General features: G+C 75.2%; 24 protein-coding genes. 13 read left to right on the plus strand and 11 right to left on the minus strand.

The features are described 5' to 3' along the window. The first annotated feature begins 8 nt into the window (after positions 1-8). From J4709_RS33180 to J4709_RS33190, 3 genes are all read left to right on the plus strand, one after another. Positions 9-1247 (plus strand): glycosyltransferase family 4 protein, encoded by a 1239-nt coding sequence (locus J4709_RS33180; protein ID WP_208246722.1) that lies wholly within the window; start codon positions 9-11, stop codon positions 1245-1247. A 243-nt stretch (positions 1248-1490) separates the two neighbouring features. Continuing rightward, positions 1491-2516: a TerC family protein gene (locus J4709_RS33185; RefSeq protein ID WP_208246724.1), complete on the plus strand. Its 1026-nt coding sequence runs from the start codon at positions 1491-1493 to the stop codon at positions 2514-2516. A gap of 80 nt (positions 2517-2596) precedes the next feature. After that, positions 2597-4792 (plus strand): acyl-CoA dehydrogenase family protein, encoded by a 2196-nt coding sequence (locus J4709_RS33190; RefSeq protein WP_208246726.1) that lies wholly within the window; start codon positions 2597-2599, stop codon positions 4790-4792. A 165-nt stretch (positions 4793-4957) separates the two neighbouring features. Here J4709_RS33190 and J4709_RS33195 read toward each other — a convergent pair whose 3' ends face one another. Beyond that, positions 4958-5299 carry a hypothetical protein gene (locus J4709_RS33195; RefSeq protein WP_208246728.1) on the minus strand — a complete coding sequence of 114 codons (342 nt, stop codon included), beginning with the start codon at positions 5297-5299 and terminating at the stop codon, positions 4958-4960. A 140-nt stretch (positions 5300-5439) separates the two neighbouring features. On the opposite strand from J4709_RS33195, the gene J4709_RS33200 reads away from it, so the two are divergent. Genes J4709_RS33200 through J4709_RS33210 form a run of 3 tightly spaced genes read left to right on the plus strand, consistent with a single transcriptional unit; the run spans position 5440 to position 8208 of the window. Beyond that, positions 5440-5889 (plus strand): hypothetical protein, encoded by a 450-nt coding sequence (locus J4709_RS33200; RefSeq protein WP_307801756.1) that lies wholly within the window; start codon positions 5440-5442, stop codon positions 5887-5889. Continuing rightward, entirely contained in the window at positions 5886-6806 is a 921-nt protein-coding gene (locus tag J4709_RS33205) for an AAA family ATPase (protein ID WP_208246730.1), read from the plus strand. Before J4709_RS33200 ends, J4709_RS33205 begins: the two co-directional genes overlap by 4 nt. 4 nt (positions 6807-6810) lie before the next feature. Further along, a complete protein-coding gene (locus J4709_RS33210) occupies positions 6811-8208 on the plus strand; it encodes a vWA domain-containing protein (RefSeq protein WP_208246732.1) in 1398 nt (465 codons plus the stop codon). Here J4709_RS33210 and J4709_RS33215 read toward each other — a convergent pair. Next, positions 8205-9587, minus strand: a complete 1383-nt coding sequence (locus J4709_RS33215) for an MFS transporter (RefSeq protein ID WP_208246735.1) — start codon at positions 9585-9587, stop codon at positions 8205-8207. The two genes, J4709_RS33210 and J4709_RS33215, sit on opposite strands and share 4 nt — an antisense overlap. 93 nt (positions 9588-9680) lie before the next feature. Here J4709_RS33215 and J4709_RS33220 point away from each other — a divergent pair, with 93 nt between their 5' ends. Next, positions 9681-10175 (plus strand): winged helix-turn-helix transcriptional regulator, encoded by a 495-nt coding sequence (locus J4709_RS33220; protein ID WP_208246737.1) that lies wholly within the window; start codon positions 9681-9683, stop codon positions 10173-10175. Between the two features lie 33 nt (positions 10176-10208). Here the strand turns inward: J4709_RS33220 and J4709_RS33225 are convergent, their stop codons facing one another. Together J4709_RS33225 and J4709_RS33230 are read right to left on the minus strand one after the other, a co-directional pair. Then, positions 10209-10778 carry a TetR/AcrR family transcriptional regulator gene (locus J4709_RS33225; protein WP_208246738.1) on the minus strand — a complete coding sequence of 190 codons (570 nt, stop codon included), beginning with the start codon at positions 10776-10778 and terminating at the stop codon, positions 10209-10211. A gap of 67 nt (positions 10779-10845) precedes the next feature. After that, entirely contained in the window at positions 10846-11184 is a 339-nt protein-coding gene (locus J4709_RS33230; protein WP_173093778.1) for an SPW repeat protein, read from the minus strand. Positions 11185-11348: 164 nt separating this feature from the next. Here J4709_RS33230 and J4709_RS33235 point away from each other — a divergent pair, with 164 nt between their 5' ends. Beyond that, positions 11349-12938, plus strand: coding sequence for an adenylate/guanylate cyclase domain-containing protein (locus J4709_RS33235; protein ID WP_208246740.1), 1590 nt, complete (start codon positions 11349-11351; stop codon positions 12936-12938). Here the strand turns inward: J4709_RS33235 and J4709_RS33240 are convergent. The 3 genes from J4709_RS33240 to J4709_RS33250 all read right to left on the minus strand — a co-directional run bounded on the left by J4709_RS33240 (position 12935) and on the right by J4709_RS33250 (position 15640). After that, complete coding sequence (locus tag J4709_RS33240) at positions 12935-13678, minus strand: hypothetical protein (protein WP_208246742.1); 744 nt, start codon at positions 13676-13678, stop codon at positions 12935-12937. The two genes, J4709_RS33235 and J4709_RS33240, sit on opposite strands and share 4 nt — an antisense overlap. 232 nt (positions 13679-13910) lie before the next feature. After that, on the minus strand, positions 13911-14555 hold the full coding sequence (locus J4709_RS33245; RefSeq protein WP_208246744.1) for an MBL fold metallo-hydrolase: 645 nt from the start codon (positions 14553-14555) through the stop codon (positions 13911-13913). Beyond that, positions 14555-15640, minus strand: coding sequence for an S-(hydroxymethyl)mycothiol dehydrogenase (locus tag J4709_RS33250; protein WP_208246746.1), 1086 nt, complete (start codon positions 15638-15640; stop codon positions 14555-14557). The genes J4709_RS33245 and J4709_RS33250 overlap by 1 nt, the downstream gene beginning before the upstream one ends. A gap of 223 nt (positions 15641-15863) precedes the next feature. Here J4709_RS33250 and J4709_RS33255 point away from each other — a divergent pair, with 223 nt between their 5' ends. Continuing rightward, positions 15864-17120, plus strand: coding sequence for a hypothetical protein (locus tag J4709_RS33255; RefSeq protein ID WP_208246748.1), 1257 nt, complete (start codon positions 15864-15866; stop codon positions 17118-17120). 9 nt (positions 17121-17129) lie between these two features. Here J4709_RS33255 and J4709_RS33260 read toward each other — a convergent pair whose 3' ends face one another. Both J4709_RS33260 and J4709_RS33265 read right to left on the minus strand, forming a co-directional pair. Then, a complete protein-coding gene (locus J4709_RS33260; RefSeq protein WP_307801757.1) occupies positions 17130-17777 on the minus strand; it encodes an ATP-binding protein in 648 nt (215 codons plus the stop codon). Between the two features lie 68 nt (positions 17778-17845). After that, positions 17846-18511, minus strand: coding sequence for an MBL fold metallo-hydrolase (locus J4709_RS33265; protein ID WP_208246750.1), 666 nt, complete (start codon positions 18509-18511; stop codon positions 17846-17848). 232 nt (positions 18512-18743) lie between these two features. Here J4709_RS33265 and J4709_RS33270 point away from each other — a divergent pair, with 232 nt between their 5' ends. The 3 genes from J4709_RS33270 (at position 18744) to J4709_RS33280 (ending at position 24061) form a co-directional block, all read left to right on the plus strand. Then, positions 18744-19235, plus strand: a complete 492-nt coding sequence (locus J4709_RS33270) for a hypothetical protein (protein ID WP_208246752.1) — start codon at positions 18744-18746, stop codon at positions 19233-19235. Beyond that, positions 19232-23221 carry a tetratricopeptide repeat protein gene (locus J4709_RS33275; RefSeq protein ID WP_208246754.1) on the plus strand — a complete coding sequence of 1330 codons (3990 nt, stop codon included), beginning with the start codon at positions 19232-19234 and terminating at the stop codon, positions 23219-23221. Before J4709_RS33270 ends, J4709_RS33275 begins: the two co-directional genes overlap by 4 nt. A 108-nt stretch (positions 23222-23329) precedes the next feature. Further along, on the plus strand, positions 23330-24061 hold the full coding sequence (locus tag J4709_RS33280; protein ID WP_208246756.1) for a Crp/Fnr family transcriptional regulator: 732 nt from the start codon (positions 23330-23332) through the stop codon (positions 24059-24061). 10 nt (positions 24062-24071) lie between these two features. Here J4709_RS33280 and J4709_RS33285 read toward each other — a convergent pair whose 3' ends face one another. Continuing rightward, a complete protein-coding gene (locus J4709_RS33285; protein ID WP_208246758.1) occupies positions 24072-24821 on the minus strand; it encodes a maleylpyruvate isomerase family mycothiol-dependent enzyme in 750 nt (249 codons plus the stop codon). Positions 24822-24937: 116 nt separating this feature from the next. On the opposite strand from J4709_RS33285, the gene J4709_RS33290 reads away from it, so the two are divergent. Then, on the plus strand, positions 24938-25732 hold the full coding sequence (locus J4709_RS33290) for an MBL fold metallo-hydrolase (RefSeq protein ID WP_232384423.1): 795 nt from the start codon (positions 24938-24940) through the stop codon (positions 25730-25732). Between the two features lie 13 nt (positions 25733-25745). Here the strand turns inward: J4709_RS33290 and J4709_RS33295 are convergent, their stop codons facing one another. Beyond that, positions 25746-26156 (minus strand): nuclear transport factor 2 family protein, encoded by a 411-nt coding sequence (locus tag J4709_RS33295; protein ID WP_208246760.1) that lies wholly within the window; start codon positions 26154-26156, stop codon positions 25746-25748. Positions 26157-26183: the final 27 nt, after the last annotated feature.

Below are 26183 nucleotides of genomic sequence, written 5' to 3' on the forward strand. Positions count from 1 at the left end.
AGACGAACATGCCCGAGAAGGCGGCGGGATCCGCCGAGCCGGCGGCGCCCGCCGGTCCCGGCCTGGACGGGCTGCGCGTCGCGCTCGTCCTCGGCACGAGCGCGGGCGGCGTCGGGCGGCACGTCCGGTCCGTCGCGGCGGGCCTGGCCGCGCGGGGCGCGCGGGTGCTGGTCTGCGGACCGGCCGAGACCGAGCGGCTGTTCGGCTTCACCGAGGGCGGCGCCCGCTTCGAGGAGGTGGACCTGGCCGACCGGCCCCGCCCGGTGAGCGACGCCAGGGCGGTCGCGCGGCTGCGGAGGCTGCTGCGCGACGCCGACGTCGTGCACGCGCACGGGCTGCGCGCGGGGGCCCTCGCGGTCGCCGCGCGCGCGCGGACCGCGCCGGGCCCGCTGCGCTTCTCCCGCGGCGGGCCGCCGCTGGTCGTCACGCTGCACAACGCGGTGATCACCGGTGGCCGGACCGCCGCGATCTACGGCGCCCTCGAACGGGTCGTCGCGCGCGGCGCGGCGCGCGTCCTCGGCGTCTCCCCGGACCTGGAGGAGCGGATGCGCTCGCTCGGCGCCCGGTCGGTGGGGGGCGCGCTGGTCCCGGCGCCCGCGCCGCGCGAGCACCCGGGCCCGGCGGTCCGCGCCGACCTGCGGGCGGAGCTGGGGGTGGGGGAGCGGCCGCTGATCCTCACCATCGGCCGGCTCGCCGCGCAGAAGGGCCTGCCCACCCTGCTGGACGCCTCGCGCGGCTGGACGGGCCGGACCCCGGCGCCGCTGGTCGCGATCGCCGGCGACGGCCCGCTCGAAGAGGAGCTGCGCGCCCGGATCGAGGCCGAGGACCTGCCCGTCCGGCTGCTGGGCCGCCGCGCCGACGTGCCCGCGCTGCTCACCGCCGCGGACATCGCGGTGGTGCCGAGCGTCTGGGAGGGGCAGCCGCTGATCGTGCAGGAGATCCTGCGGGCCGGGCGGCCACTGGTCGCGACGCGGGTCGGCGGGATCCCCGGCATGGTCGGCGCCGGCGACCGGCCGGCGGGGGGCGGGGCGCTGCTGCAGGGGCCGGAGAGCGAGGCGGCGCTGCTGGTCCCGTCCGGGGACGCCGACGCGCTGTGCCGCGCCGTCGGCCGCATCCTGGACGACCCGGCGCTCGCGGTGCGGCTCGGTGCGGCGGCGGCGCAGCGGGCCGCGGAGCTTCCGGACGAGGACGATGCCGTCGAGCAGCTCGCCGGCGTCTACCGGGAACTGCACGCCGCCCCCCGCTGACCCGGCCCGCGCCGGGCCTTAGATGCCGCATCCGGGGCCCTGGTTCGCCACGGAGGCGAAAATTCTCCCGGAATCGGGAACCCCGCTGCGGCCCCCTTCGTCGAACGGGACAAGTGGAGGGGAGTATCCCCGCGCGCGTGCGTCGTCAGCACGGTCGGTCCGTACCGGCCCGGGGCACGCGGCCCTCGTCCCGAGGGCGGGAGAGACCTCCGGCGCTCTACCACGTCCGCCGGAGGTTTCGCGTTGTCCGTCGCACCCTGGGTCTGGATCCTGACGCTCGCCGGGATCCTGGCCGTCATCGCCGTCGACCTGCTCGTCATCCACCGCAACGACACGCGGGAGTTCACCACCCGCAGGGCCGCGTTCTGGTCGGCCGTCTACATCGGCCTCGCCGTGCTGTTCGGGCTCGGCGTCTGGCTCTTCTCCGGCGGGCAGCACGCCGCGCAGTACTTCGGCGGGTTCGTCACCGAGAAGAGCCTCAGCGTCGACAACCTCTTCGTGTTCATGGTGATCCTGACGCGGTTCGCGGTGCCCAAGCACGCCCAGCACACCGTGCTGATGGCGGGCATCGTCATCGCGCTCGTGCTGCGCGGCGCGTTCATCGCGGTCGGCGCGGCCGCCATCGCGAACTTCACCTGGGTGTTCTTCATCTTCGGCGGGTTCCTGCTGTGGACGGCCTACGGGCTGGTGCGCGGCGGCGACGAGGACGAGTTCAAGGAGAACGCGCTGCTGCGCTGGGCCAAGCGCGTCATCCCGACGTCCGACGGCTACGACGGCTCCCGGTTCCTCACCAGGCGCGGCGGCCGCCGCAAGGTCACCCCGCTGATGATCGTGATGATCGCGATCGGCTCGACCGACGTGCTGTTCGCGCTGGACTCGATCCCGGCGATCTTCGGGCTGACCACCGAGCCGTACCTGGTGTTCACCGCCAACGCGTTCGCGCTGATGGGCCTGGTGCAGCTGTACTTCCTGCTGGGCGGGCTGGCCGACCGGCTGGTGTACCTCGGGCACGGGCTGGCGTTCATCCTCGGCTTCATCGGGGCCAAGCTGATCTTGCACGCGCTGCACGAGTACGGTGTCGCGTGGGCGCCGGAGGTGCCGATCTGGCTGTCGCTCGCGGTGATCGCCGGCACGCTGGCGGCCACCACCGCGGCGAGCCTCACCGTCGGCGACCGCGCCCGCGGCCGGGGCCGGGACGAGCCCGCCGGGCAGGTCGCGGGGGACGCGGCGGGCGAGGACGCGCACGCCTCGGAGACCTCCGGCCGGTGAGAGCGGGATCACTGCCCCACGCGACCAGAATCCTGTTCTAGAATCGCTGTCGACAAGCGGTCTGAGAGAGGGTTCGACACATGGCCATCGGGCTGACCGAGGAGCACGAGGCGCTCGCCGATTCGGTGCGCGGCTTCGCCGAGCGCAACATCCCGGCGACGGCCGTCCGCGCCGCGCTGGACGCGGACGAGGAGACCCGGCCCGGGTTCTGGCCGGCCCTGGCCGAGCAGGGCCTGCTGGGCCTGCACCTGGACGAGGAGCACGGCGGGCAGGGCTACGGCCTGCTGGAGCTGTCGGTGGTGCTGGAGGAACTGGGCCGGGCCGCGGCGCCCGGCCCGTTCCTGCCGACGGTGCTGGCGAGCGCGGTGATCGACGCCTCCAGCAACGCCAAGCTGCGCGCCGAGCTGCTGCCGGTGCTGGCGGACGGGTCGCGGACCGGCGCGGTCGCGCTGTCGGGCGGCCTGACCGGCGCCCGCGACGGCGACGCGCTGGTGGTGTCCGGCTCGTCGGCGACGGTGCTGGGCGCGCTGCTCGCCGACGTGGTCGTCCTGCCGGTGACGGTGGGCGACGAGGAGCAGTGGGTCGCGGTCGACGCCGCCGACCTGAAGATCACCGCGGTGGCGAGCCTGGACCGGGTCCGCCGGGTCGCCGCCGTCGAGGCCGACGGCGTCACCGTCGCCGCCGACCGGGTGCTGGACGGCCTCACGGCCGGCCGCGTCCGCGACCTGGCCGCGACGCTGTTCGGCGCGGAGGCCGCCGGCCTCGCCGGATGGCTGGTGAACACCGCCGCCGAGTACGCCAAGGTGCGCGAGCAGTTCGGCCGCCCGATCGGCCAGTTCCAGGGCGTCAAGCACAAGGCCGCCCGCGCGCTGATCGCGCTGGAGCAGGCCCGCGCCGCCGCGTGGGACGCCGCCCGCGCGCTGGACGAGGGCGCCGAGGAGGCGGGGTTCGCCGCCGCCGTCGCCGCGGTGATCGCCGCGGACGCGGGCGTGCAGACCGCCCGCGACGCGATCCAGATGCTCGGCGGCATCGGCTTCACCTGGGAGCACGACGCGCACGTCTACCTGCGCCGCGCGCTGACCCTGCGGGCGCTGCTCGGCTCGTCCAAGGAGTGGGCCGCCAAGGTCGCGGCGCTCGCGCTGGACGGCGGCCGCCGCGAGGTCGAGCTGGAGCTGGACGAGGGCGCGCAGCCGCTGCGCGAGCGGATCCGCGCCGAGGTCGCCGAGCTCGCGGCGATCGAGGACAAGGAGGCCCTCAAGGTCAAGATGGGCGACGAGGGCTGGACCGTCCCGCACTTCCCCGAGCCGTGGGGACGCGGCGCGGGCCCGGTCGAGCAGGTCCTCATCCAGCAGGAGCTGCGGGCCGCCAAGGTCAAGGCGCCGAACCTGGTGATCGGTGCGTGGCTGGTGCCGTCGCTGGTCCGCTACGGCTCCGAGGAGCAGAAGGAGCGGTTCCTGCGGCCGACGCTGCGCGGCCAGATGGTGTGGTGCCAGCTGTTCTCCGAGCCGGGCGCCGGCTCGGACCTGGCGTCGCTGTCGATGAAGGCCGAGCGCGTCGAGGGCGGCTGGAAGCTGACCGGCCAGAAGATCTGGACGTCCGTCGCGCAGCACGCGCAGTGGGGCTTCTGCATCGCCCGCACCAACCCCGACGCGGCCAAGCGCGACGGCATCACCTACTTCCTGGTCGACATGAAGTCGCCGGGCGTGGACGTCCGTCCGCTGCGCGAGCTGACCGGTGACGCGCTGTTCAACGAGGTCTTCCTGGACGGCGTGTTCGTTCCGGACGACTGCGTCGTCGGCGAGGTCGACAAGGGCTGGCAGGTCGCCCGCAACACCCTGTCCAACGAGCGGGTGTCGCTGTCGACCGGCGGCGGCCTCGGCATGGGCGTGCCCGAGCTGCTGAACTTCTTCAAGGGCCGGGAGCTGGACGCGGTCGCGGCCGCTGAGGTCGGCAAGCTGGTCGCGCAGGGCCAGTCGATCGACCTCCTCGGGCTGCGCACCACGCTCAAGCAGCTCAACGGCGTGGAGCCGGGCGCCGAGGCCAGCGTCCGCAAGCTGCTCGGCGTGCAGTTCAACCAGGACGTCGCCGACTACTGCTGGGCGGCGCAGGGCGAGGCGGCGGTCACCGAGACGCCGATGGCCGAGAGCGGCATCATCGCCCGGGCGATGCTGTTCAGCCGCGCGATGACGATCTACGGCGGCACCACCGAGGTGCAGCTGAACATCATCGGCGAGCGCCTCCTCGGCCTCCCCCGAGACCCCGAACCCGGTAAGTAGCGGGCGCCTTGCGAGGTGGCCGGTACGGGCAGGCACGCGGAGCGAGTTCTGCGAGCGCAGCGGGCCTGCCCGCCGGTCGATAGGCCGTTTCGCCGCGGAGCTCCAGCGGAGCGGGGAAACGGCCTATCGACCGTGACGGGGGTTCCAGGGGGTCGCCCCCCTGGGCTAACGCGGCCGGAAGTTGTAGGCGATGTTGATGAGGACGATCGCCGACCAGGCCAGGAAGAGCCCGATGCCGCCGGCGTTGACGACGCCGATGGCGCTGAGCGGTACGGCGGCGATCAGGGACAGCACCGCCAGCAGCAGGCCGTGGTCGCCGTCTCCGGACACGCGGGGCGCCCGGAGGCGGCGGCGCGGGGCCGGGGCGGCTGCGGGGCGCGCGTCGAGGGCCTCCTCGATGCGGTCCACGACCGTCTCGATGAAGGCCGCGTCGTAGTCGGGGCCCAGTTCGCGCCGGGCCGCGAGCGCCGCGGCGAGGTCCTCGCGAGGCAGTCGTCGGGTCGTCATGGTTCGGTTATAGGCCGACGCCGGCCGGTGCCGCCTCACCCCTCGGTGCCAACCGGCGCGTACCCCACAGGGATGAGCGCGGGCACGGCACCCCGCGCCGGTAAACTGCCGATTTCGTCCGATAATCGCCGGAGGTTTCCGTGACCGTGCGGGCCCGCTCGACCGTCCTGGCCGCCTGCGCGGCCGCCGCCGCGCTCGCCCTGGCCGGATGCGGCGGCGGGAAGAAGGCGGACGACGCGGGGGCGGGCGCGTCCCCCGGCTCGGCGCCCGCCGCGCTCGGCCCGATCCCCGCGATCAAGCCCGCGGACGTCAAGCCGCTCGTCGGCCGCTGGGTCGGCACCGCCAAGGACTACTTCCAGTTCAAGGCGGACGGCACCGGCGCGTGGGTGCGGAGCGGCCAGAAGCTCTGGAGCGGGACGGCGATCCCGGAGGGCGGCGGGAAGTACCGCTTCTCGTGGCAGGGAGGGGACCCGAAGACCGCGTCCTACTGGGGCGTGTCGCTGTCGGAGAAGAACACCAAGCTGGTGTTCGCGGGAACGAACCAGACGTACACCAAGGCAGTCGCACACAAGGGCAAGGGCAAGGGATGACGGAGACCACCGAGAACGCCGGGCGCGCAGCGAGCGGCGCGGACGCCGGGAGCGGCGGCGCGTTCGCCTCGCCCGCCGACGTCGAGCGCAGGCTGGCCGGCGTCCGCTACCTCGCCGACGAGGCGATCGCCACCACCGTGTTCCTTGCGCAGGCGCTCGGCAAGCCGCTGCTCGTCGAGGGGCCCGCCGGGGTCGGCAAGACCGAGCTGGCCAAGGCCGTCGCGGCGGCGACCGAGGCCGAGCTGATCCGGCTGCAGTGCTACGAGGGCTTGGACGAGGCCCGCGCGCTGTACGAGTTCAACTACAAGAAGCAGCTCCTCGCCATCCAGGCCGCCCCCTCGGACCGGGCCTGGCAGGAGACCCACGACGACATCTTCTCCGAGGAGTTCCTGCTGGAGCGGCCGCTGCTCGCGGCGATCCGGCGGGCGGAGCCGACCGTCCTGCTGATCGACGAGGCGGACAAGGCGGACGTCGAGGTGGAGGGCATGCTGCTGGAGGTCCTGTCGGACTTCCAGGTGACGATCCCCGAGCTCGGCACGGTCAGCGCGGTCCGCCGGCCGTTCGTGCTGATCACCTCGAACGCGGCGCGGGAGCTGTCGGAGGCGCTCAAGCGCCGCTGCCTCTACCTGCACCTGGACTACCCGGCGGCCGAACGGGAACGTGAGATCGTCCTCGCGCAGGTGCCGGGGATCGAGGCGGAGCTGGCCGAGCAGCTCGTCCGGACGGTCGGGACGCTGCGCGCGCTGGAGGTCAAGAAGGCGCCGTCGATCGCCGAGACCGTCGACTGGGCCCGCACGCTGCTCGCGCTCGGCCTGGACGAGCTGGACGAGGCCGCCGTCGCCCGCACGCTCGGCGTCGTCCTCAAGCACGCCTCCGACCAGGAGCGCGCCGCCAAGGAACTGGGCCTGGGGGGCTGACCGGATGGCCTCGCTCGTCGACCGGCACACCGGGTTCGTCGCCGCGCTGCGGGAGGCCGGGCTGCCGGTGTCGGTCGCCGAGGGCCTGGACGCGGTCCGCGCGATGCAGGCGGTCGACCTGCTCGACCGGGGCGCGCTGCGGGCCGCGTACGCGGCCACGGTGGTGAAGCGCCCGCAGCACCGCACGACCTTCGACACGCTGTTCGACCTGTGGTTCCCGGCCGCCGTCGGGGACGGCGCGGGGGCGGTGAAGGACGACGGCCGTCCCGTCCGGACGCTCGGCGCGGACGGTCACCCCGTCCCGACCGCGCTCGACCCTGAGGTGCAGCGCCGCCGGGACGAGCTGCTGGAGCTGTTCCTGTCCGGCGACGACCCGGGGCTGCGGCAGTTCGCCCGGACGGCCGTCGCCGAGTACGGGCGGACGCCGGGCCAGGAGTCGTGGTTCTCCTCCGGCGTGCTGCGCGCGCTGTCGCCCGAGACGCTGATGGCCGCGCTGCTGAACGCCGTGCTGAACGGGCAGGAGCGCGGCGGGATGGCCGAGCGCGTCGCGCGCCGCACGTTCCGCGACCGGATCGCGCGGTTCGAGGAGCTCGTCGCGAGCGAGGTCCGCCGCCGCATCGCCGAGGACACCGGCGTCGAGCGGACCGCGCGCCTCGCCGTCCGGCCGCCGCTGGAGCGCCTCGACTTCTCCAGCGCCAACCGCGCCGACCTCGCCGCGCTGCGCCGCGAGGTGTACCCGCTGGCGCGCAAGCTGGCGTCCAAGCTCGTGCAGAAGCAGCGGCACGGCAAGCGCGGCCGGCTCGACTTCCGGCGGACGGTCCGGGCGTCGCTGGCCAGCGGGGGAGTGCCGCTGACGACGCACTACCGGCCGCGCCGGCCGCACAAGCCGGAGCTGGTCGTGCTGTGCGACGCCAGCGACTCGGTGTCGGCGTTCGCGCATTTCACGCTGCTGCTGACGTTCGCGCTGCGGGAGCAGTTCAGCAAGGTCCGCGCGTTCGCGTTCATCGACGCGACCGACGAGATCACCAAGTACTTCGCGCCGGGCGCGGACGTCACCGACGCGATGACGCGCATGGCCGCGGAGGCCGACCTCGTCTGGATCACCGGCCGCTCGAACTACGGCCATGCCATCAAGGTGTTCGACGACCGGTACCGCGACGCCATCACGCCGAAGACGTCCCTGCTCATCCTGGGCGACGCCCGCTCCAACTACGGCGAGCTGTCGCTGCCGATCCTGCGGTCGATGGTCGACCGGGCGCGGCACGCCTACTGGCTGAACCCCGAGCCGCGCCGCCTGTGGGACACCGGGGACTCCGCCGCGTCCGGCTACGGCGACCTCGTCCCGATGTTCGAGTGCCGCAACCTCACCCAGCTCGCCGCGTTCATCGAGGAGCTCGCCTAGCGCTCGCGGATCGCGACGGCCAGGCCGGCGCCGGCGAGCGCGACGACGGCGGAGACGAGCATCGCGACGTCGGTGCCGTGGGCGAGCGCGGACGGGCCGTCGCCGGATCCGGTCGCGATCGCGCCGACGACCGCGACGCCGATGGACGCGCCGACGTAGCGGGCCGTGTTGTTCGCGCCCGAGCCCATGCTCGCGCGGTCGGCGGGCACGCTCTCCACGGCCAGCCGGGCGAGCATCGCGTTGGCCAGCCCGCTGCCGACCCCGGAGACGACCAGGCCGGGGACGAGGCGCCACCAGTGCGCGTCCGGTGCCAGCCCGAGCATCGCGAACTCGCCGACCGCGCTGAGCGCCAGCCCCGCGCCGAGCAGCCGTCCGGCGGGCAGCCCGGCCGGGAGCCGGCGGGCCTGGAGCGCGGCGACGAACGACAGCCCGGACCAGATCGCCAGGACCAGCGCCGAGACCACCGGCGACAGGCCCAGCACCAGCGTCATCACGGTCGCGAGATAGCTCATGATCCCGATGACGGCGAGGCCGGTGACCAGGGCCCCGGACACCGACAGCAGGAACGCGGGCCGCCGGAACAGGCCGAGGTCGAGCATCGGCTCGGCGCGCCGCGCCTCGATCACCGCGAACGCGGTCAGCAGCACCGCCGCCGCGGCGAGCAGCACCAGCACGCCCGGACGCGTCCAGCCCGCCCGTCCCCACGTGATCGCGGCGACCAGCGCCGCCACGCCGAGGCTCATGGCGGCCAGCCCCGGCAGGTCCAGGCCGCGCGGCCGGTCCGCGCGCGACTCCCCGAGCGTCCGCGCGGCGACCGCGCCGAGCGCCGCCGACGCGGCGGCCGCCGCCCAGTACCAGGCCCGCCAGCCGGCCGCCGAGGCGAACCCGGCCGACGCGATGGGCCCGAGCGCGATGCCGAGGCCGAGCATCGCGCCCCACACGCCGGTGGCGTGCGCGCGGCGCGGGCCCGGCGGGAACGCCGCGGCGATGATCCCGAGGCCCGTCGCCAGCAGCGCGGCGCTCGCCGCGCCCTGCACGATCCGTCCCGCCACGAACACGCCGGTGGTCGGCGCGACGGCGCAGGCGACGCTGGACGCGGCGAGCAGCGCGGCGCCGATGACGAACACCTTCCGCCGGCCGTGGTCGTCGGCCAGGCTCCCGGTCGCCAGCAGCGCCGCCGCCAGTCCCAGGCTGATCGACGACATGAGCCAGATCCGGGCCGTCGGGCCCGCGCCCAACCCGTGCGCGGTCTCGGTGAGCGCGGCCATGGGCGCGGTGTAGTTCATCAGCGCCAGCAGGGTCGCGGCGGCCGGCAGCGCGAGCGCGGCGGCGGTTCCGGCCGCGTGCCGCCCGGCGCGCGGTGTCGCCAAGGTCGTCATGGAAGCTCCCGATAGTTCAGTCAATGAACTCAACGGGGAGACCGTAGCATGTGGGGTTCGTTCAATGAACCGTCGGGCCGGTACTGTGGGGCCATGGCACTCGGCAAGGACTACGCGGCCCAGGACTGCTCGCTGGCCCGCGCCCTGGAGGTCGTCGGGGAGCGCTGGACGCTGCTGATCGTCCGGGACGCGTTCTACGGCGTCCGCCGGTTCAGCGACTTCCTCGCCCACCTGGACGTCCCGCGCGCCGTGCTGTCCGCGCGCCTGCAGTCGCTCGTCGAGTCCGGCGTCCTGGCCAAGGAGGGGCACGACTACGTGCTGACGGACATGGGCAAGCAGCTGTGGCCGGTCGTGCACACGCTCGCCCGGTGGGGCGAGGAGCACCTGTCCGCCGAGCCGTGCCGGCTGTTCGTCCACGCGGGCTGCGGCGGCCGCGTCGGCACCGACGGCACCTGCCCCGCCTGCGGCCGCCAGGTCCCGCTGGAGGACACCGAGATCCACGCCGGCCCCGGCGCCCGGCACCGCGACGACCCCGTCAGCCGCATCCTGCGCACCCCCCACCGCCTCCTCACCCCGATCAGGCCCTGAACGGCCGGTTCCGGAGGAGCGCGCCCTGGGCGGCTACGCGCCCAGGGCGCGGGTGATCAGGTCGGCGACGGCGTCCGGGTCGAGGTGCTGGCCGGTGAGGCCGGCGAGGTTCTCCTGGTAGATCAGCACGGCCGCGAAGGTGGCGGCGGCGGCCTCCAGCCGCGCCTGGTCGCCGCGGGCGCCGGGCAGCGCGATCTCCAGCGCGCGGCGCGCGCGCAGGAACAGCACGCTGTTGAGATGGCCGAGCCGGTCGCGCACCGACCGGTGCGTGTCGGCCTCACGGAACAGGATGCGGCGCATCGCGGGCGAGGCGTGCAGCGGCAGCCGCCCCGCCAGCCGCGACAGCGTGCCGGCCGGGTCGCCGGGCACGGCCTCGGCGGGCTCGTCCGGCGCCTCCTCGACGAACGTCCGCTCGTCGACCAGCGCGACGAGCACGTCGATCTTCTGCGGGAAGTAGTGGAAGACCAGGCCCTTCGGCACCTGGGCGCGGCCCGCGATGCGCGCCGTCGAGCTGGCCTCGTAGCCGCGGTCGGCGAACAGCGCCTCCGCCGCGTCCAGGATGCGGGTGCGCGAGTCCGCCGCGCCGGTCCGCCGCACGCCCATCGGCACCCCCCCGCAGGCCCGTGCGGCCCCGGGGCGCGGTGCGCCCGAGGCCGTCGCGGGATCTCGATCAGGCCGCGGCGGGCTTGCCGCCACTGGCCTGGGTGGCTCCCCACAGGCCGACGATAGCCGCCACGCCGCCCGCGATCCATGCCGTCCACGCGGAGGCGTGCGCACCGGTGAAGCCGAACGCCCACGGCGCCACGAAGATCAGCAGCGCGAACGCGGTCGCCGCCCACGACGGGACGCCCTGGCCGCCGAGCAGCGCCCACAGGCCGGCCGTCATCAGCAGCGCGCCGAGCACCATCAGCGGCTGCTCGCCCGCGTTGTCGCCCCACAGCTCGGGGGCCACCAGGACGACGAGGCCGGCCACGAAGGCCACCCCGTCCTGCCATGCGAACCTGTCCATCCGACGCACCTCCACGGTGATCACCTTTGGACCCGTTTGTCCACTTCAGTGATTCCTGATTGACCGACCGGTCAACCTCGCGCCGGGGAGCGAGCAGGACGTCCGCGGGGTAACGTCGGCGGGACGGCGGGTGAGGTGCGCGCCGGCGGATACCCTGCACGGTCATGGAGACCGAACGGCCCGGACCCGCCCCGCGGGCCAGGCGCACCCTCCTCGGCCCCCTGTGGCGGCTCATCGACGGCCGGCCCGGCGACTCGCGCGCCGCCATCGCGCGCCGGGCCAGGATCCTGGTGACGACCGCGACCGGCCTGGCGAACCTCGGCGGCGCGCTCGTCGTGCTGGCGTTCGCCGTCGTCGTGCCCGACCCGGTGGGACGCGTCTCCGACCGGCTGCAGACGATCAACGTCGCGGTGTTCACCGCCTACGTCGTCGCGGCGGTGCCCGTCGGGCTGGTCCTCGGCGAGCGGTTCTTCCGGCGCGTCCGGCGGCTGGTGGAGCGGCACGACGAGCCGGACCGGCACGAGCGGTCGCTGCTGCTGTACGGGCCGCTGCGGCTGATGGCGCTGCACCTGACGCTGTGGGGGATCGGCACCGTCGGCTGGGTCGTGATCAACGCGCCGTTCTCCCTGCTGCTGGCCGTCAAGCTCGGCCTCACCAGCCTGCTCGGCGGGCTGACCACCTGCACCATCGTCTACCTGCTGACCGAGCGGCTGCTGCGGCGCGCGGTGACGACGGCGCTGCACAGCGAGCTGCCGCGCCGCACCGGGCTGCCCGGCGTGGTGGCCCGCTCGGTGCTGGCGTGGGGGCTCGGCACGGCGGTGCCGATCCTCGGGCTGATCACCCTCGCGGTCGGCTCGTTCGTGATCGCGAGGATCACCGTGCGGGACTTCGCGCTGGCCGTCCTCGCGCTCGGCGGCACCGCGCTGGTCATCGGCCTCGCCGTCACCTACGGCGCGGCGCGCGCGATCGCCGACCCGGTCGAGTCGGTGCGGCTCGGGCTGGCCCGGGTGGAGCGCGGCGACCTGGACGTGGAGGTGCCCGTCTACGACGCCAGCGAGGTCGGGCTGCTGCAGGCCGGGTTCAACCACATGGCGGCGGGGCTGCGCGAGCACGCCCGGCTGCAGGACCTGTTCGGCCGGCAGGTCGGCGAGGACGTGGCGCGCGTCGCGCTGGAGCGCGGCATCGACCTCGGCGGCGAGACCCGCGAGGTCGCGGTGCTCTTCGTGGACATCGTCGGCTCCACCCGGCTCGCCGCCGACCGGCCGCCCGCCGAGGTCGTCGGGCTGCTGAACGCGTTCTTCGCCGTGGTGGTGAAGGTGGTCGGCGCGCACGGCGGCTGGATCAACAAGTTCGAGGGGGACGCCGCGCTCGCGGTGTTCGGCGCCCCGCTGGCGCTGGACGGCATGCACGGGCGCGCGCTGGCCGCCGCCCGCGAGCTGGCCCGGCGGCTGCGCGAGGAGGTGCCGGACCTGCGCGCGGGCGTCGGGGTGTCGGCGGGCGAGGCCGTCGCCGGGCACATCGGCGCCGAGGAGCGGTTCGAGTACACGGTGATCGGCGACCCGGTGAACGAGGCGGCGCGGCTGACCGACCTCGCCAAGACGACCGAGGAGCGGGTGCTCGCGTCCGGCTACCTGGTCGCCATGGCGGATCCGGACGAGGCGGCGCAGTGGGAGCTCGGCGAGGAGGTCACCCTCCGGGGCCGCACGCAGGCGACGGTTCTCGCCTCGCCTCGCCGCGACCCCGCGGAGGGCTAGGACGGGCCGAGGGTGGCGCCGCTCAGCGTCGTGTAGAACGGCGAGCCGGCGAACCCGCGGCCGGTCTCCTCGCCGATGTACAGGTCGGCGTGGTTCTCGCCGCCGTAGCCGGGACGGAACAGGTCGGTGACCGTCCAGCGCGCCTTCCGGAACGCCGTGCACACCGCCGCCTCGATGCGGTGGCCGTTGCCGTCCTTGCCGCAGTCGACGATCGCGAACCGCTGCCCCCGCGCGAGCACCGACTTGTCGGCCGCGGCGGACGACCAGGGCCGCAGCGGATGGCCCGCGGAGTCGCGGGTCGTGTCGTCCAGCCAGTACCCGACACTGTGCGACCAGTTGAGGTACCGGCCGCGCTGCGGCCCCGACGTGATGCGCCCGCCGCCCTCCTCCTGGATCACCGCGAGAAAGTCCTCCGGGTAGGAGCCGAGCGGCGTCGTCCCGTGCGAGCAGTGCAGCTCGGGGCAGCCCTTGACGGCCTTGGGCCGTCCCTTGTACAGGCTCTCGACCGCCGTGTAGTAGGTGGTGATCCGCCAGGCGCCGGGCTTGCCGAGCGGCCGCACCCGCTCGGCCTCGGGCGAGGCTGACGGAGAGGCGGCCGGGGGAGCGGCGGGGGAGGACGCGGCGGTGGCGGTGGGCGGCGGCACGTCGAGCGCGCCCGCCGAGTCGCCGGCCGCCCGGCCGCAGCCGGCCAGGGCACCGCACAGCGCCAGCACGGCGGCGAGCGCTGCCCTCGGCCGCATCAGCGCCCCCTCAACTCCGCTCCGCGCGCGTGCGCTCCGGCTCGTCCGCCACGGGGGACGATATCCCGGATGCGGCGGCCGGGCGGCCCGGGAGCGAGAATCCGGCCCGGAGCAGCACGGCCGCGGCGGCGCCCATCCACCAGAACGCCGTCCCGAACGTGCGCCGCCGAATGCGAAAGGGCGGCGACCCCCCATCCGGGGATCGCCGCCCGTACCGCCGGCGGGCCTGGTCTCAGTGGCCGCGGGCGATCCATTCGTCGAGGTGGGGTGCTTCGCCGCCGATGGTGGTGGAGTCGCCGTGGCCGGTCCGCACGACCGTGTCGGCCGGGAGCGTCAGCAGCCGCTCGCGGATCGAGGTGATGATCGTCGGGAAGTCGGAGAACGACCGGCCGGTCGCGCCCGGACCGCCGTTGAACAGCGTGTCGCCGGAGAACACGGTGCCGAGGTCCGGGGCGTGCAGGCAGACCGCGCCGGGGCTGTGCCCGGGCGTGTGCAGCACGGTCAGGTCGGTGCCCGCGACGGTGATGACCTGCCCGTCGGACAGCTCGCCGTCGGGGCCCTTGTCCGGGTGCTTCTGCTTCCACAGCATCAGGTCGTCGGGGTGCAGGAGGACGGGCGCGCCGGTGCGGGCGGCGAGGGCGGGCGCCGCGTCGATGTGGTCGTCGTGGCCGTGCGTGGACACGATCGCCACCAGCCGCCGGTCGCCGAGCGCCGTCGCGATCGCGTCGGCGTCGTGCGCGGCGTCGATGACGATCGCCTCGCTGTCGTCGCCGACGATCCAGACGTTGTTGTCGACCTCCCACGTGCCGCCGTCCAGCGAGAACGTCCCGGACGTGACGACGTGGTCGATGCGTGCCCGTGATGAAGCGGCGGCCATCAGAAGGCCACCACCGAGCGCAGCACGTCGCCGTGGTGCATCTTCTCGAACGCGGCCTCGACGCCGTCCAGCGCGATCGTCTCGGAGACGAACGCGTCGAGGTCGAGGCGTCCCTGCAGGTACAGGTCGATGAGCATGGGGAAGTCGCGCGACGGCAGGCAGTCGCCGTACCAGGACGACTTCAGCGATCCGCCGCGGCCGAAGACGTCCAGCAGCGGCAGCTCCAGCGTCATCTCCGGAGTGGGGACGCCGACCAGGACGACGGTGCCGGCGAGGTCGCGGGCGTAGAACGCCTGCTTGTAGGTCTCCGGGCGGCCGACCGCGTCGATGACGACGTCGGCGCCGAATCCGCCGGTCAGGTCCTGCACGGCCTCGACCACGTCGATGCCCTTGGCGTGGACCGTGTGCGTCGCCCCCAGCGAGGACGCGGTGGCGAGCTTGCGCTCGTCCAGGTCGACCGCGATGATCTTCGACGCGCCGGCCAGCCGGGCGCCCAGCACCGCCGCCGCGCCGACGCCGCCGCAGCCGATGACGGCGACCGAGTCGCCGCGACCCACGTTCCCGGTGTTGATCGCCGCGCCCAGGCCCGCCATCACGCCGCAGCCCAGCAGCCCGGCGGCAGCGGGCGCGGCGGCCGGGTCGACCTTGGTGCACTGCCCCGCCGCGACCAGCGTCTTGTCGGCGAACGCGCCGATCCCCAGCGCCGGCGACAGCTCCGTCCCGTCCTCGAGCGTCATCTTCTGCGTCGCGTTGTGGGTGTTGAAGCAGTACCAGGGACGGCCCCGCAGGCACGCCCGGCACTGCCCGCACACCGCGCGCCAGTTCAAGATGACGAAATCGCCCGGCGCCACCTCGGTCACGCCCTCGCCGACCGACTCCACCACGCCCGCGGCCTCGTGCCCGAGCAGGAACGGGAACTCGTCGTTGATGCCGCCCTCGCGGTAGTGCAGGTCGGTGTGGCACACCCCGCACGCCTGCACCTTCACGACCGCCTCGCCCGGACCCGGATCGGGAACGATGACCGTCTCGATCCGCACCGGCTCGCCCCGCCCGGGTGCGACGACCCCGCGTACCTGCTGCGCCATACTGCCGCCTCTCGTCGTGTTCCGTCCTTGCTCTGACCCTATAGACCGCCGCCCCGGCCCTCCCGCAGGTCTTCTGCCGTGCGGAACATCGGGCACCCCCGCGGGAGGGAGGGCGCCGCCCCCGCAGGTACCGGGTCGAAGATCACCAACGGGCGCGATGCCCGTCCGGGCGCGCGGGCCGCACGCTGGTGGCCGTTCGTTCCCGACGTGAAAGAGGACCGCCATGACACGCCGTCTGAAGATCGCCGCCGCGGGCGCCGCCGGTGCCGCGATCATCGCCGCCGGCGCCGTGCCCGCCCTGGCCGGCGAGGGGACGAAGGACCGCCCGGCCGCCGCGCAGGAGCACGCCGCCGCCCGCGGGCAGCTGATCTCCGCGCGGTACCTCGGCACGAGGTCCGCCGACGAGATACGCGCCTGGCTGCCGACCGAGGGCTTCGACGCCTCGTCCGTCCGCTACGGCGTGGACTCCTACCGCCTCCTCTACCGGACGGTCGACGCCCGCGGCCGCACGACGGTCGCCAGCGGACTGTTCGTGCTCCCGCGCAACGGCGAACGGCGGCTGCGCACCGTCTCCTACACGCACGGCACCACCAGCTACATCGCCGACGCGCCGTCGATGGCGCAGAACGTGTGGGGCCCCGGGCCCGCCGTCACCTACGGCGCCGCCGGATTCGCCGCCGCCGCGCCCGACTACCTCGGCCTGGGGGAAGGGCCGGGCGTGCATCCGTGGAAGGACGTGCCGACCGAGACGTCCGCGTCGCTGGACATGCTGCGCGCCGCCCGGCAGTTCACCCTGGGCGAGCACCGGTCGCTGGACGGCCAGGTGCTCGTCACCGGGTTCTCGCAGGGCGCCTCCTCCGCGCTCGGGCTCGCCCGGGCCTTGCAGGACGGCGCCGACCCGCACTTCCGGCTCCGCGCCGTCGCCCCGATCAGCGGCGGGTACGACTTCCGCGGCGCGGAACTGCCCGCGCTGCTGGACGGCAAGCTCGACGCGAAGATGAGCGTCGCGTACGTCTCCTACCTGCTCACCTCGTGGAACCGCATCCACGGAGGCATCTACGAGCGGCCGTCCGACCTCTTCAAGGCGCCGTACGCGGACCGCGTCGAGAAGTACTTCGACGGCACCACACCCGGCCCCGTCATGCTGAAGGGGCTGCCAGGGACCCTCGGCGACCTGCTCACCCCGCGGGGGTTCGAGCTGCTGCGCCACCCGTCCGGGACGTTCGCGAAGGCGCTGCAGGTGGACGGCGAGGTCTGCACGGCGTGGACGCCGCGCGTCCCGCTCCGCCTCTACAAGATCACGAACGACGACCAGGCGGTGACCGCGAACACCGACCACTGCGCCGCCGCGTTCCGCGCCCGCGGTGTCGACGCGCCGGTCGTCGACGTCGGCGACAAGGTCTACGGCGGCTCCCGGCACCTCGGGTCGAACCTCGCGGGCACCGCGCTCGCCGTCCGCTGGTTCGCCGGCCTGCGCTGAGCGGCGCGCTCAGCCGAACCGGATCGCCCGCAGCCGGTCGGCGGCCTCCCGGTCCAGGACGGTGACCCCGTCGGCGGGCGGGAGGGCGCCGCCGCGGGCGCGCTCGATCAGCGGCACCCACCGCCGGCAGTGCCGCGCGAACGTGACGCCCGTGACGGCCCGTCCCCGCGCGAACTGCCCGGCCCGCGCGGTGGCCGGATCGACGTCGATGAGGATCAGATGCAGCCGGCCGCCGCGGCGGCGCGCCAGCCAGGCGAAGCAGTACAGGATGTGCGGCCACGTGCCGCGCGTGTGGGCGACGACCCCGTGGCCGGCCAGCACCGCGCGCCCGATCCGCCACACGTGGGTGACGTGGACGAGCGGCGTGCGCAGCCGCACCGGCAGCGGGCGCAGGAACCGCGACCACCAGTTGCGGGACTGCCGCGAGTCGATGATCCGGACGTCTCCGGCGGGCACCGGGCGGGTCTCGTCGCCGCTCAGCCCGTACAGCCGGTTCAGCAGGGTGCTCTTGCCCGCGCCCGGGAGGCCGGCGAGCAGCACCAGCGACCCCGGCGGGTAGCGCAGGGCGGAGCCCGGTTCGGTGTGGTCGATGATGCGCTCCTGGTCCTCGGCCCCCGAGCCGATGCGGATGTGGTCGTCAGAACGAACACTCCGCACCGCTGGTTCCGGCGGGCCGGTGCCCGGGCGCGCACCGGACGTCCGGGCGGCCGCTCGGGCGGGCGCGGTCACCAGCCGCGCGAGCGCCACTCCGGCAGCGACGGGCGCTCCCGCCCGAGCGTGGAGTCCTTGCCGTGGCCCGGGTAGAACCAGGTGGCGTCCGGCAGCCGGGCGAAGACGCGCTCCTCGACGTCCGCGAGCAGCTGCTTGAACAGCGTCGGGTCGCCCCAGGTGTTGCCGACGCCGCCCGGGAACAGGCTGTCTCCGGTGAACAGGTGCGGGCGGTCGGCCAGCTCGCCGCCCGCGTCGTACAGCAGCGCGATCGAGCCCGGCGTGTGCCCGCGCAGGTGGATCACCTCCAGCGACGCCCGCCCCACGCGGACGGTTTCGCCGTGCTCGACGGGCTCGGCGACCGGCTCGGGCAGCGGCTCGGCGTCGTGCGGGTGCGCCACCACGGGCGCGCCGGTGGCCCGCGCGACCTCGCTCAGCGCCACCCAGTGGTCCTGGTGCCGGTGCGTGGTCACGATCCGCGCGAGCGGCCCGTCGCCGATCAGCTCCAGCAGCCGCGGCGCCTCGTTCGCCGCGTCGACGAGCAGCTGCTCGCCGGTCGCGGTGCAGCGCAGGAGGTAGGCGTTGTTGTCGTACGGCCCGACCGCCACCTTGGTGACCGTCAGGCCCGGTAGCTCCCGGACGTCCGGGCGGCCGCCGGCCTCGACGTTCCCCGTGTAGGTCATGGGCGAGTCCTCCCATCGGCAGTGCGCGCCGGCGGTGGTGCGCACCGTCGGTGGTGCGCCCCGGCAGTGGCGCGCGCAGACCATCTTCCCCCATCGGCCGCCGCGGGGGGCGCCCGGGCCGGATGAGTCACGGGACTCAGCCGGACCGTGCGCCCGGCGACGGACGTTTCCGCCTTGCCGTCCCACCATGGTCATTGGAAGATCAGGATCGACCCGTGAGGACGGTGCCGCGTTGATCACCGCATTCCGTCCCGGACCGGACCGGGAACGCCCCGAGGAACTGCTCGGCCACGCCTGCGCGCTGGTCCGCCTCTGCGGCCGCGACGCCGCGATCGCCATGGTGTTCCTCGCCCTGGTGCTGGTCGGGACCGTGAGCCGGCTCGCCGCCGGGCTCCCCGGCGCCGTCGCGCTGGCCCTGCTGCCGGTGCTGGCCGGCGCGTTCGCGATCTCCGCCGGGTACGCGGTGCGGTCCCGGCGCACGCTGGTCTCGGTGCTCGGCGAGGTGCGCGGCCGCACCGGCGCGCCGGTCGACCCGTCCGCGCCCTGGACGCCGTTCGGCGCGGCGGCCGCGCTGGACGCCCGGGTCCGCGACACCGAGCTGCGCCGGCTGCTCGCCGCGGCGCACCGCTGCGGCGAGCTGTCCTGGCAGGCGGTCGCCTGGGCGGCGGCGACCGCCGTGCTGTTCCTGTTCTGGTGGCTGGCGACGGCGATGACGGGCGGGTGACCGGGTTGATCGACCACGACGTCCGGCCGGGCAGCTTCTGGGAGCGCCTCGGCCCGGACGACCGGGAGGCCCTCCGGGCGATGGGGCGGCGCACCACCATTCCGCCCGGCGGGACGCTCTGCCACCAGGGGGTGACCGCCCCGTCGGTGTGGGTGGTGTTCAAGGCGGCGCCGCGCGCGGCGAGCAACGCCGTCGCCAAGGAGTTCGTCGACTCCAGCGAGGGCGACGAGTCGATCATCGACCTGTTCGGGTCGGGCGACCTGGTCGGCGCGCTCGGGCCGTGGGGGCATCCCGAGCGCGGCACCGTCGCGGCGCTCGACCACGTCGAGGCGCTGCGCGTGGACCGGCGCCGGTTCCGCAGCCTGCTCGCCGCGAACCCGCAGGTCGCCGAGGCGATGATGCACGCGGTGTCGGAGAGCGTCGGCTACGGCGGGCGCCGCCACGCGGTGCGGGCCGCCGAGCACCCGCAGCGCCTCGCCTACCACCTGCTGGAGCTGGCGCACCGGTTCGGCGTCCGCACCGCGCACGGGACGGAGATCCCGCTGCGGCTCAGCCAGGCGGAACTGGCGAACTGGGCGGGGATCTCCCGCGAGACGCTCGTGCGGTGGTTCCGGTTGTGGCGGCAGAAGGGCATCATCGGCCGCCGGCCGCGGCCGCTGACCATCCTCGACCCCGAGAAGCTGCGCCGCGCCGCGAGCCCGTGGGGCGACGAGTGGCCGGCGGCCGAGGCCGAGCCGGACGCCGCACCGGAAGGCCGGGCGGCGGGCCCGGGCCGTTCGGAGCCGGACGAGCCGGCGGGCCTGGCCGCCCGCGTGCCCGTCCGCCTCGACGCGGCCGGCGGGAAGCCGCCGGTGCGGCTGCCCGCCGACAACCCGTTCTTCGCCGGGCGGGCGGTCAGCCTCGGCAAGCTCGACCTGCTCGTCGCGCAGGCCGAGTGGCCGCGGGCGGTGATCGTCCAGGGGATGGCGGGCGTCGGGAAGACGACGCTCGCGCTGCACTGGGCGCACCGGGTCGTCGACCGGTTCCCCGACGGGGTGGTGTTCGCGGACCTGCGCGGTACGACCCGCAGCCCGGTCACGCCCGCGGAGGCGATGGGGCAGGTGCTGCGCGCCGCGGGCGTGCCCGGCGACCGGCTGCGCAGCACCGAGGCGGAGCTGGCGGCGCAGTGCCGGTCGCTGCTGGCCGACCGGCGGATGCTGCTGATCCTCGACAACGCCGCGCGGCCGGAGCAGATCCGGCCGCTGGTCGGGGCGATGGCGTCCGGCCTGGCGGTGGTGACGAGCCGGCGGCGGCTGCCGTCGCTGCTGGAGGGCGCCGACGTCCGCACGCTCGAGCTGCGGGAGATGGTCACGGCGGAGGCCGTCGACCTCATCGCCAACGTGCTCGGCCCCGCCGACGCCCGCGTCCGCGACGAGCGCAAGGCGGTCGTCCGCCTCGCGCGCGAGTGCGGGCATCTCCCGCTCGCGCTGTCGGTCATGGCGGGCCGGCTGGTGGAGAACCCCGGCGAGTCGATCGCCGGGACCGTCCGGGAGCTGGCCGCCAGCGACGCCGAGGCCGCCTCGTCCTACGAGACGGCCTCCCTGGGCGCGCCGCCAGGGACGTCGGTGAACGGAGCGGCGCCGGCGGCCGGGGCAGAGGCGGCCGGCGTCGAGCTGACCGGCATCGAGCTGCACGAAGGTGCTGGCCACGGCGCCGCCGGGCCGGGGCTGCGCGGTGTGCTGAACCCGACGTTCGACGTCGCGTACCGCAGCCTGCGCCGCGCCCACCGGGAGGCGTTCCGGGTGCTGGGCCTGGTCGCGGGCCCCGACTTCACCCCGGCCGCGCTCGCCGCGCTGCAGGACCGGACCGTCGCCGAGGCGGGCGAATGCCTGGAGGGGCTGCGGCAGGCGTACCTCGTGCACGACGTGGCGCCCGGCCGGTACCGGATGCACGACCTGCTGCGCGACTTCGCCCGCGACCGGGGACTGGCGGAGGACGCCGACAGCGACCGGCTCGCCGCGCAGCGCCGGCTGCTCGCCGGGTACCTCGCCGAAGCGCGCGCGGCGGGGGACGCGCTGGCGGGACGGCGCCGTCCCATGGTCCGGCAGGGCCGCCGGGCGGACGGGTCGCGGGGGCGCCCGTCCGCACGGCCCGCGCCGGATCCGGCGGCGACCGCCTCCGGCGCACTGGCGACCGCCTCCGGCACGGCGGGGGCCGAGCGGGCGGCGGCGCTGGCGTGGTTCGAGTCGGAGCGGCGCAACCTGGTCGCCGCCGTGCACCAGGCGGCCCGGCTCGGCCTGCACCGCACCTGCTGGGAACTGGCGGACGCGCTGTTCGACTTCCAGGAGTTCCGCCGCTACAGCGAGGACAACATCGCCGTCCACCAGGCGGGCCTGCACGCGGCCCGCACCGAGGAGGACTGGGCGGCCGCCGCCGTGATGCTGCACAACCTGGCGGTGGCGCACTTCGAGGCGGGCGGCTCCGTCCAGGCGATCGGGTACGGGGAGGACGCGCGCCGCGCGTTCCGGACCGTCGAGCCCCCCGACCGGTACGGGGAGGCGGCCACCCTCGCCACCCTCGCCGACGTGCACGTGGTGCTCGGCCGGTACCTCACCGCGATCGAGCACGCGCGCCGGTCGCTGGACATCCACCGGGAGATGGACGACCGCGGCGGCCTGGCCAAGGACCACGACACGCTGGCCCGCGCACGGCTCGGCCTCGGCGACCACGAGATGGCGCTGAACCACGCCGGGGAGGCGCTGAAGGTCCGCCGCCGGATTGGCGACCAGCCGGGCGTCGCGGAGACGCTGCTCACCCTGGCGCAGGTGCACCGCCGCCTCGGCAACGTCCACGAGGCGGTGTCGCACGCGCTGGAGGCGCTCTACATCCGGCAGGACATGGCCGACGGGCACGGCGCCGCGCAGGCGCTCACCGAGCTCGCCCGGATGAACGCCTCCCTCGGCCTGCGTGAAATGGCGCTGCGGGACGCCGAACAGGCGCTGCGGACGTATCAGGCATCGGGCGCCCGTCACGGGGAGGCGCGCGCGCTGACCACCCTGGGGATGCTGACGTGCGACGCCGCCCGGTACCCGGAGGCGTTCACCTACTGCGGGCAGGCGCTGCGCCTGCACCGCGACACCGGCGACCGGCACGGCGAGGCCGAGACCGTCGCGCAGATCGGCGTCGTCCACTGGCGGCTCGGCCGCTACCGCGAGGCCCGCGAGCACCTGCTGCGCGCGCTGGAGATCCGCCGCGAGATCGGCGACCAGCACGGCGAGGCCCACGACCTGGAGCACCTGTCGGTGGTCATGCGGCGGCTCGGCCGCCCGCAGGAGGCGTTCGTCCTCGGCCTGGAGGCGCTCGACCTGTGGCACGGCCTCGGCGCGCAGAGCGGCCTCGCCGGGACCCTCGGCAGCCTCGCCCGCACCTACCTGCGGCTCGGCCTGCCCGAGGACGCCGAGCGCGCCGCCGCGCAGGCGCTGCGGATCCGGCGGGCCGCCGGCGACTGGTACGGGATGGGCGTCGGCATGGACACCTTCGCAGCCGTGCTGCGCCGCAGCGGCCGCCCCGAGGAGGCGCTGGAGATGGAGCTGGAGGCGCTGCGCGTCCTCGGCGAGGTCGGCGACCGGCACAGCGAGGCGACCGCGCTGGTCCACCTCGCCGCCGTCCACCTGGACCTCGGGGACGCCGCCGAGGCCCGCGCGACCGGGGAGCGCGCGCTGCGGGCGGCCACCGAGATCGGCGACGCCCGCGAGCAGGCGTACGCGCTGCACGCCCTCGGCCGGGCGTGCCGGCTGCTCGGCGAGCACGCGCACGCCAGCGAGCACTTCGAGGCCGAGATCGCGATCCGCCGCGACATGGACGATCATGGGGGCCGGCGGGCCGCGCTGGAGCTGCAGGCGCAGTCCCGGAAGGCGCTCGGCGACGACGCCGGCGCGGCGGACTGCGCCCGGCGGGTCGCGGCGCTGGACAAGTGGCTCGCCTCGGACAGGTCGCTCGACATGTGACGAACTACGCGGTCCATCGGCGTACCGCCGCGTTCACTGGACACGGGACGCCCCGGGCGGCGGGACCTCGCGGCGCCGGGGGCCCCGCCCGGTCGCGGAGGAGGCGAGATGGCACCCACCCCCTTCTGGGACGCGCTGCCGGCGGGGGCGCGGGAGGCGCTGCGCCGGACCGGCGGGCCCGCCGTGATCCGGCCCGGCGCCTTCCTGACGCGCGAGCACACCCGCGCATCCCAGGTCTTCGTGCTGCGCGCCGGGGCGGTCAAGGTCTGGGTGAACCGGGACGGCGAGGTCGCGATCCTGGACGTCCTCGGGCCAGGCGACCTCGTCGGGGAGCTGGAGGCGGCCGACGGCGGCGTCCGGCACGCCAACGTCGAGGCGCTCACCCGCGTCGAGGCGCTGGTGGTGCCCGCCGACCGGTTCCGCGGCGTGCTGGACGCCCACCCCGGGTCGGCGTGGGCCGTCGCCGCCGTCCTCGCCGAACGGCTCCGCGACGCCAACGAGCTGCGCATCGCGCATTTCCCCGACGACGCCGAACGCCGGCTCGCGAGCCGGCTGCTGCGGCTCGCCGCCCGGTTCGGCACGCCGCTGAAGGAGGACCGCGCCGACGGGGACGCCGACGGGGACGCTGGCGGCGACGCCGCGCCGGGCGACGCCGTCCGGATCGAGGTGCCGGTCTCCCAGCAGGACCTCGGCCGCTGGGCGGGGATGGGCCGCCGCAAGGTCGCGCAGCTCCTCGCCTCCGACCCGCTGCGCGACGGCCTGACCGTCGCCCGCGGCACGATCGTCGTCCGCTCCGTTCCGGTGCTGCGGCGCATGGCCGGCGGCGACGACCCCGGCTAGCCCGGCCGGGTCAGAAGCCGGACGGCCGGTGCGGCCACGGCGGCGGGACGGGCACCGGGCCGTCGGGGCGCAGCGTCACGCCCGCGCCGTCCGAGCGGCCGCTCAGCCAGCCGAGCAGCGCCCGCCCGGACCCGGACGCCTCCGGCCCACCCGCCGTCCAGCCGAGGTCGGCGGACTCCCCGGAGTCGGTCGCGGTGATCCGGTATCCGGCCGGTTCGCCGCGCAGATCGCTGGGCAGCGCGGCCAGGTCGGTGAGCGTGCTCGTCAGCGCCCAGCGCACGTACGGCTCGGGCCAGTCGGCGGGCCCGTACCCGGCGGCGAGGTCGGCGTGGTGCGCCTCCACCTCGTGCCAGCGGCGCAGCACCGTGTACCAGGCCGGGTGCGACCATCCCGCCATCGCGACGACGGGAGCGTTCCAAGCCGCCTCGGGCAGCGTCCGGACCTGCTCGGCGAACCGCGCCGCCGTCGCGCGCACGTCGGCCGCCAGCTCGTCCGCGCCGCGGCCCGCCCCCGCCTCGATGTCGGCGTTGCGCTGCTCCAGGCTCGGATACTGCGGGATCGCGACGCCCGTCCGGGCCGACTCCAGCAGGTTCCAGAGCGAGTCGGCGTTCCGCGCGATGTGCGTGGCGACGTGCCCGCGGCTCCAGCCCGGCAGCGCCGACGGCGCCCGCAGCTCGTGCGCGCTGAGCCCGGCGACGCGCTGCGCCACCCGCTCCGCGCCCGCGTCCACCTCGTCGATCGCCTGCCGCCAGATCTCCACAGGGCCCCCTTGTGCGTCGGAGGATCCATCCTGGCGCAGCCGCCGCGCCCGCGCCAGGCGGCCCTTCGGCGCGTTCGTCCCCGATCCGGCGGCCTTCCGGGACCACAATGCCGATCATGGAGTACCCCATCTGCGTCACGTGCGGCGTCCAGTACGGCGAGCCCCGCCCCGACTGCCCGATCTGCGAGGACGAGCGCCAGTACGTCGGCTGGGACGGCCAGCGCTGGACGACCCTGGAGGAGCTGCGCGCCGCCGGGCGCCGCGGCCGGATCGAGGAGGAGGGGCCGGACGTCCTCGGCGTCGGCACCGAGCCGTCGACCGCCATCGGCCAGCGCGCCCTGCTGGTGCGCGCCCCGTCCGGCAACGTGCTGTGGGACATGGTCACCCACATCGACGACGACCTGATCCGCCGGATCGACGAGCTGGGCGGCGTCAGCGCGATCGCCATCAGCCACCCGCACTTCTACGGCTCGATGATCGAGTGGGCGCACGCGTTCGACGCACCCGTGTACATCCACGAGGCCGACCGCCGGTGGGTCGCCCGCCCCGACGACGCCGTCGTCTTCTGGGAGGGCGACACCCTCGCGCTGGCCGACGGCCTCACGCTGATCAATGCCGGCGTCCACTTCGACGGCGGCCAGGTGCTGCACTGGCGGGACGGCCGCGCCCTGTTCTCCGGCGACATCCTCACCGTCGTCAACGACCGGGACTGGGTCAGCTTCATGTACAGCTATCCGAACTTCATCCCAGAACGTCCGCGCACCATCCGGCGGGCCCTGCGGCTCCTGGAGCCCTACGAGTTCGACCGCGTCTACGGCGCCTGGTGGCGGAAGATCGTCCACACCGAGGGCAAGGACGCCGTCCGCCGCTCGGCCGACCGCTACCTGTCGTTCGCGCTGGACGACGAGTAGCCCGCGCGGCGGGTCACCCGGCGAGCGCCTCGGTGATCGCCGCCCGGTCCTGGTACTCGCGCCAGTGCACGATGCGCCCGTCCCGCGCCCGCAGCACCACGGCGAAGGCGGCCGACGCGCGCCGGCCGCTCCCGGGCACCGACGCCACCAGCGCGTACTCGGCGACGATCACCTCGGGGTCGGCGGTCTCGTGGATCACGACGTCCCGGAACTCCTCGAACGCGATGGGCAGCGCCTCGCGCCCCTGCCGGACCAGGGCCGTGACCGCCGCGCGGCCCTCGATCCGCGTGGCGTGGCCCGCCGGCGCGAACGGCATCTCGATCTCGACGTCCTCGGCGAGCATCTCCTCGTCGAACCCGCCCTCTCCCGCGAGGACGTTGTGCTGGAAGCGCGCGAACAGCTCTCGGGGTGTGTGCTCGGACATGCGTCATCTCCTTCGGAGGGGATTAAC

The organism is Actinomadura violacea, from assembly GCF_017573465.1.
Lineage (GTDB): Bacteria > Actinomycetota > Actinomycetes > Streptosporangiales > Streptosporangiaceae > Spirillospora > Spirillospora violacea.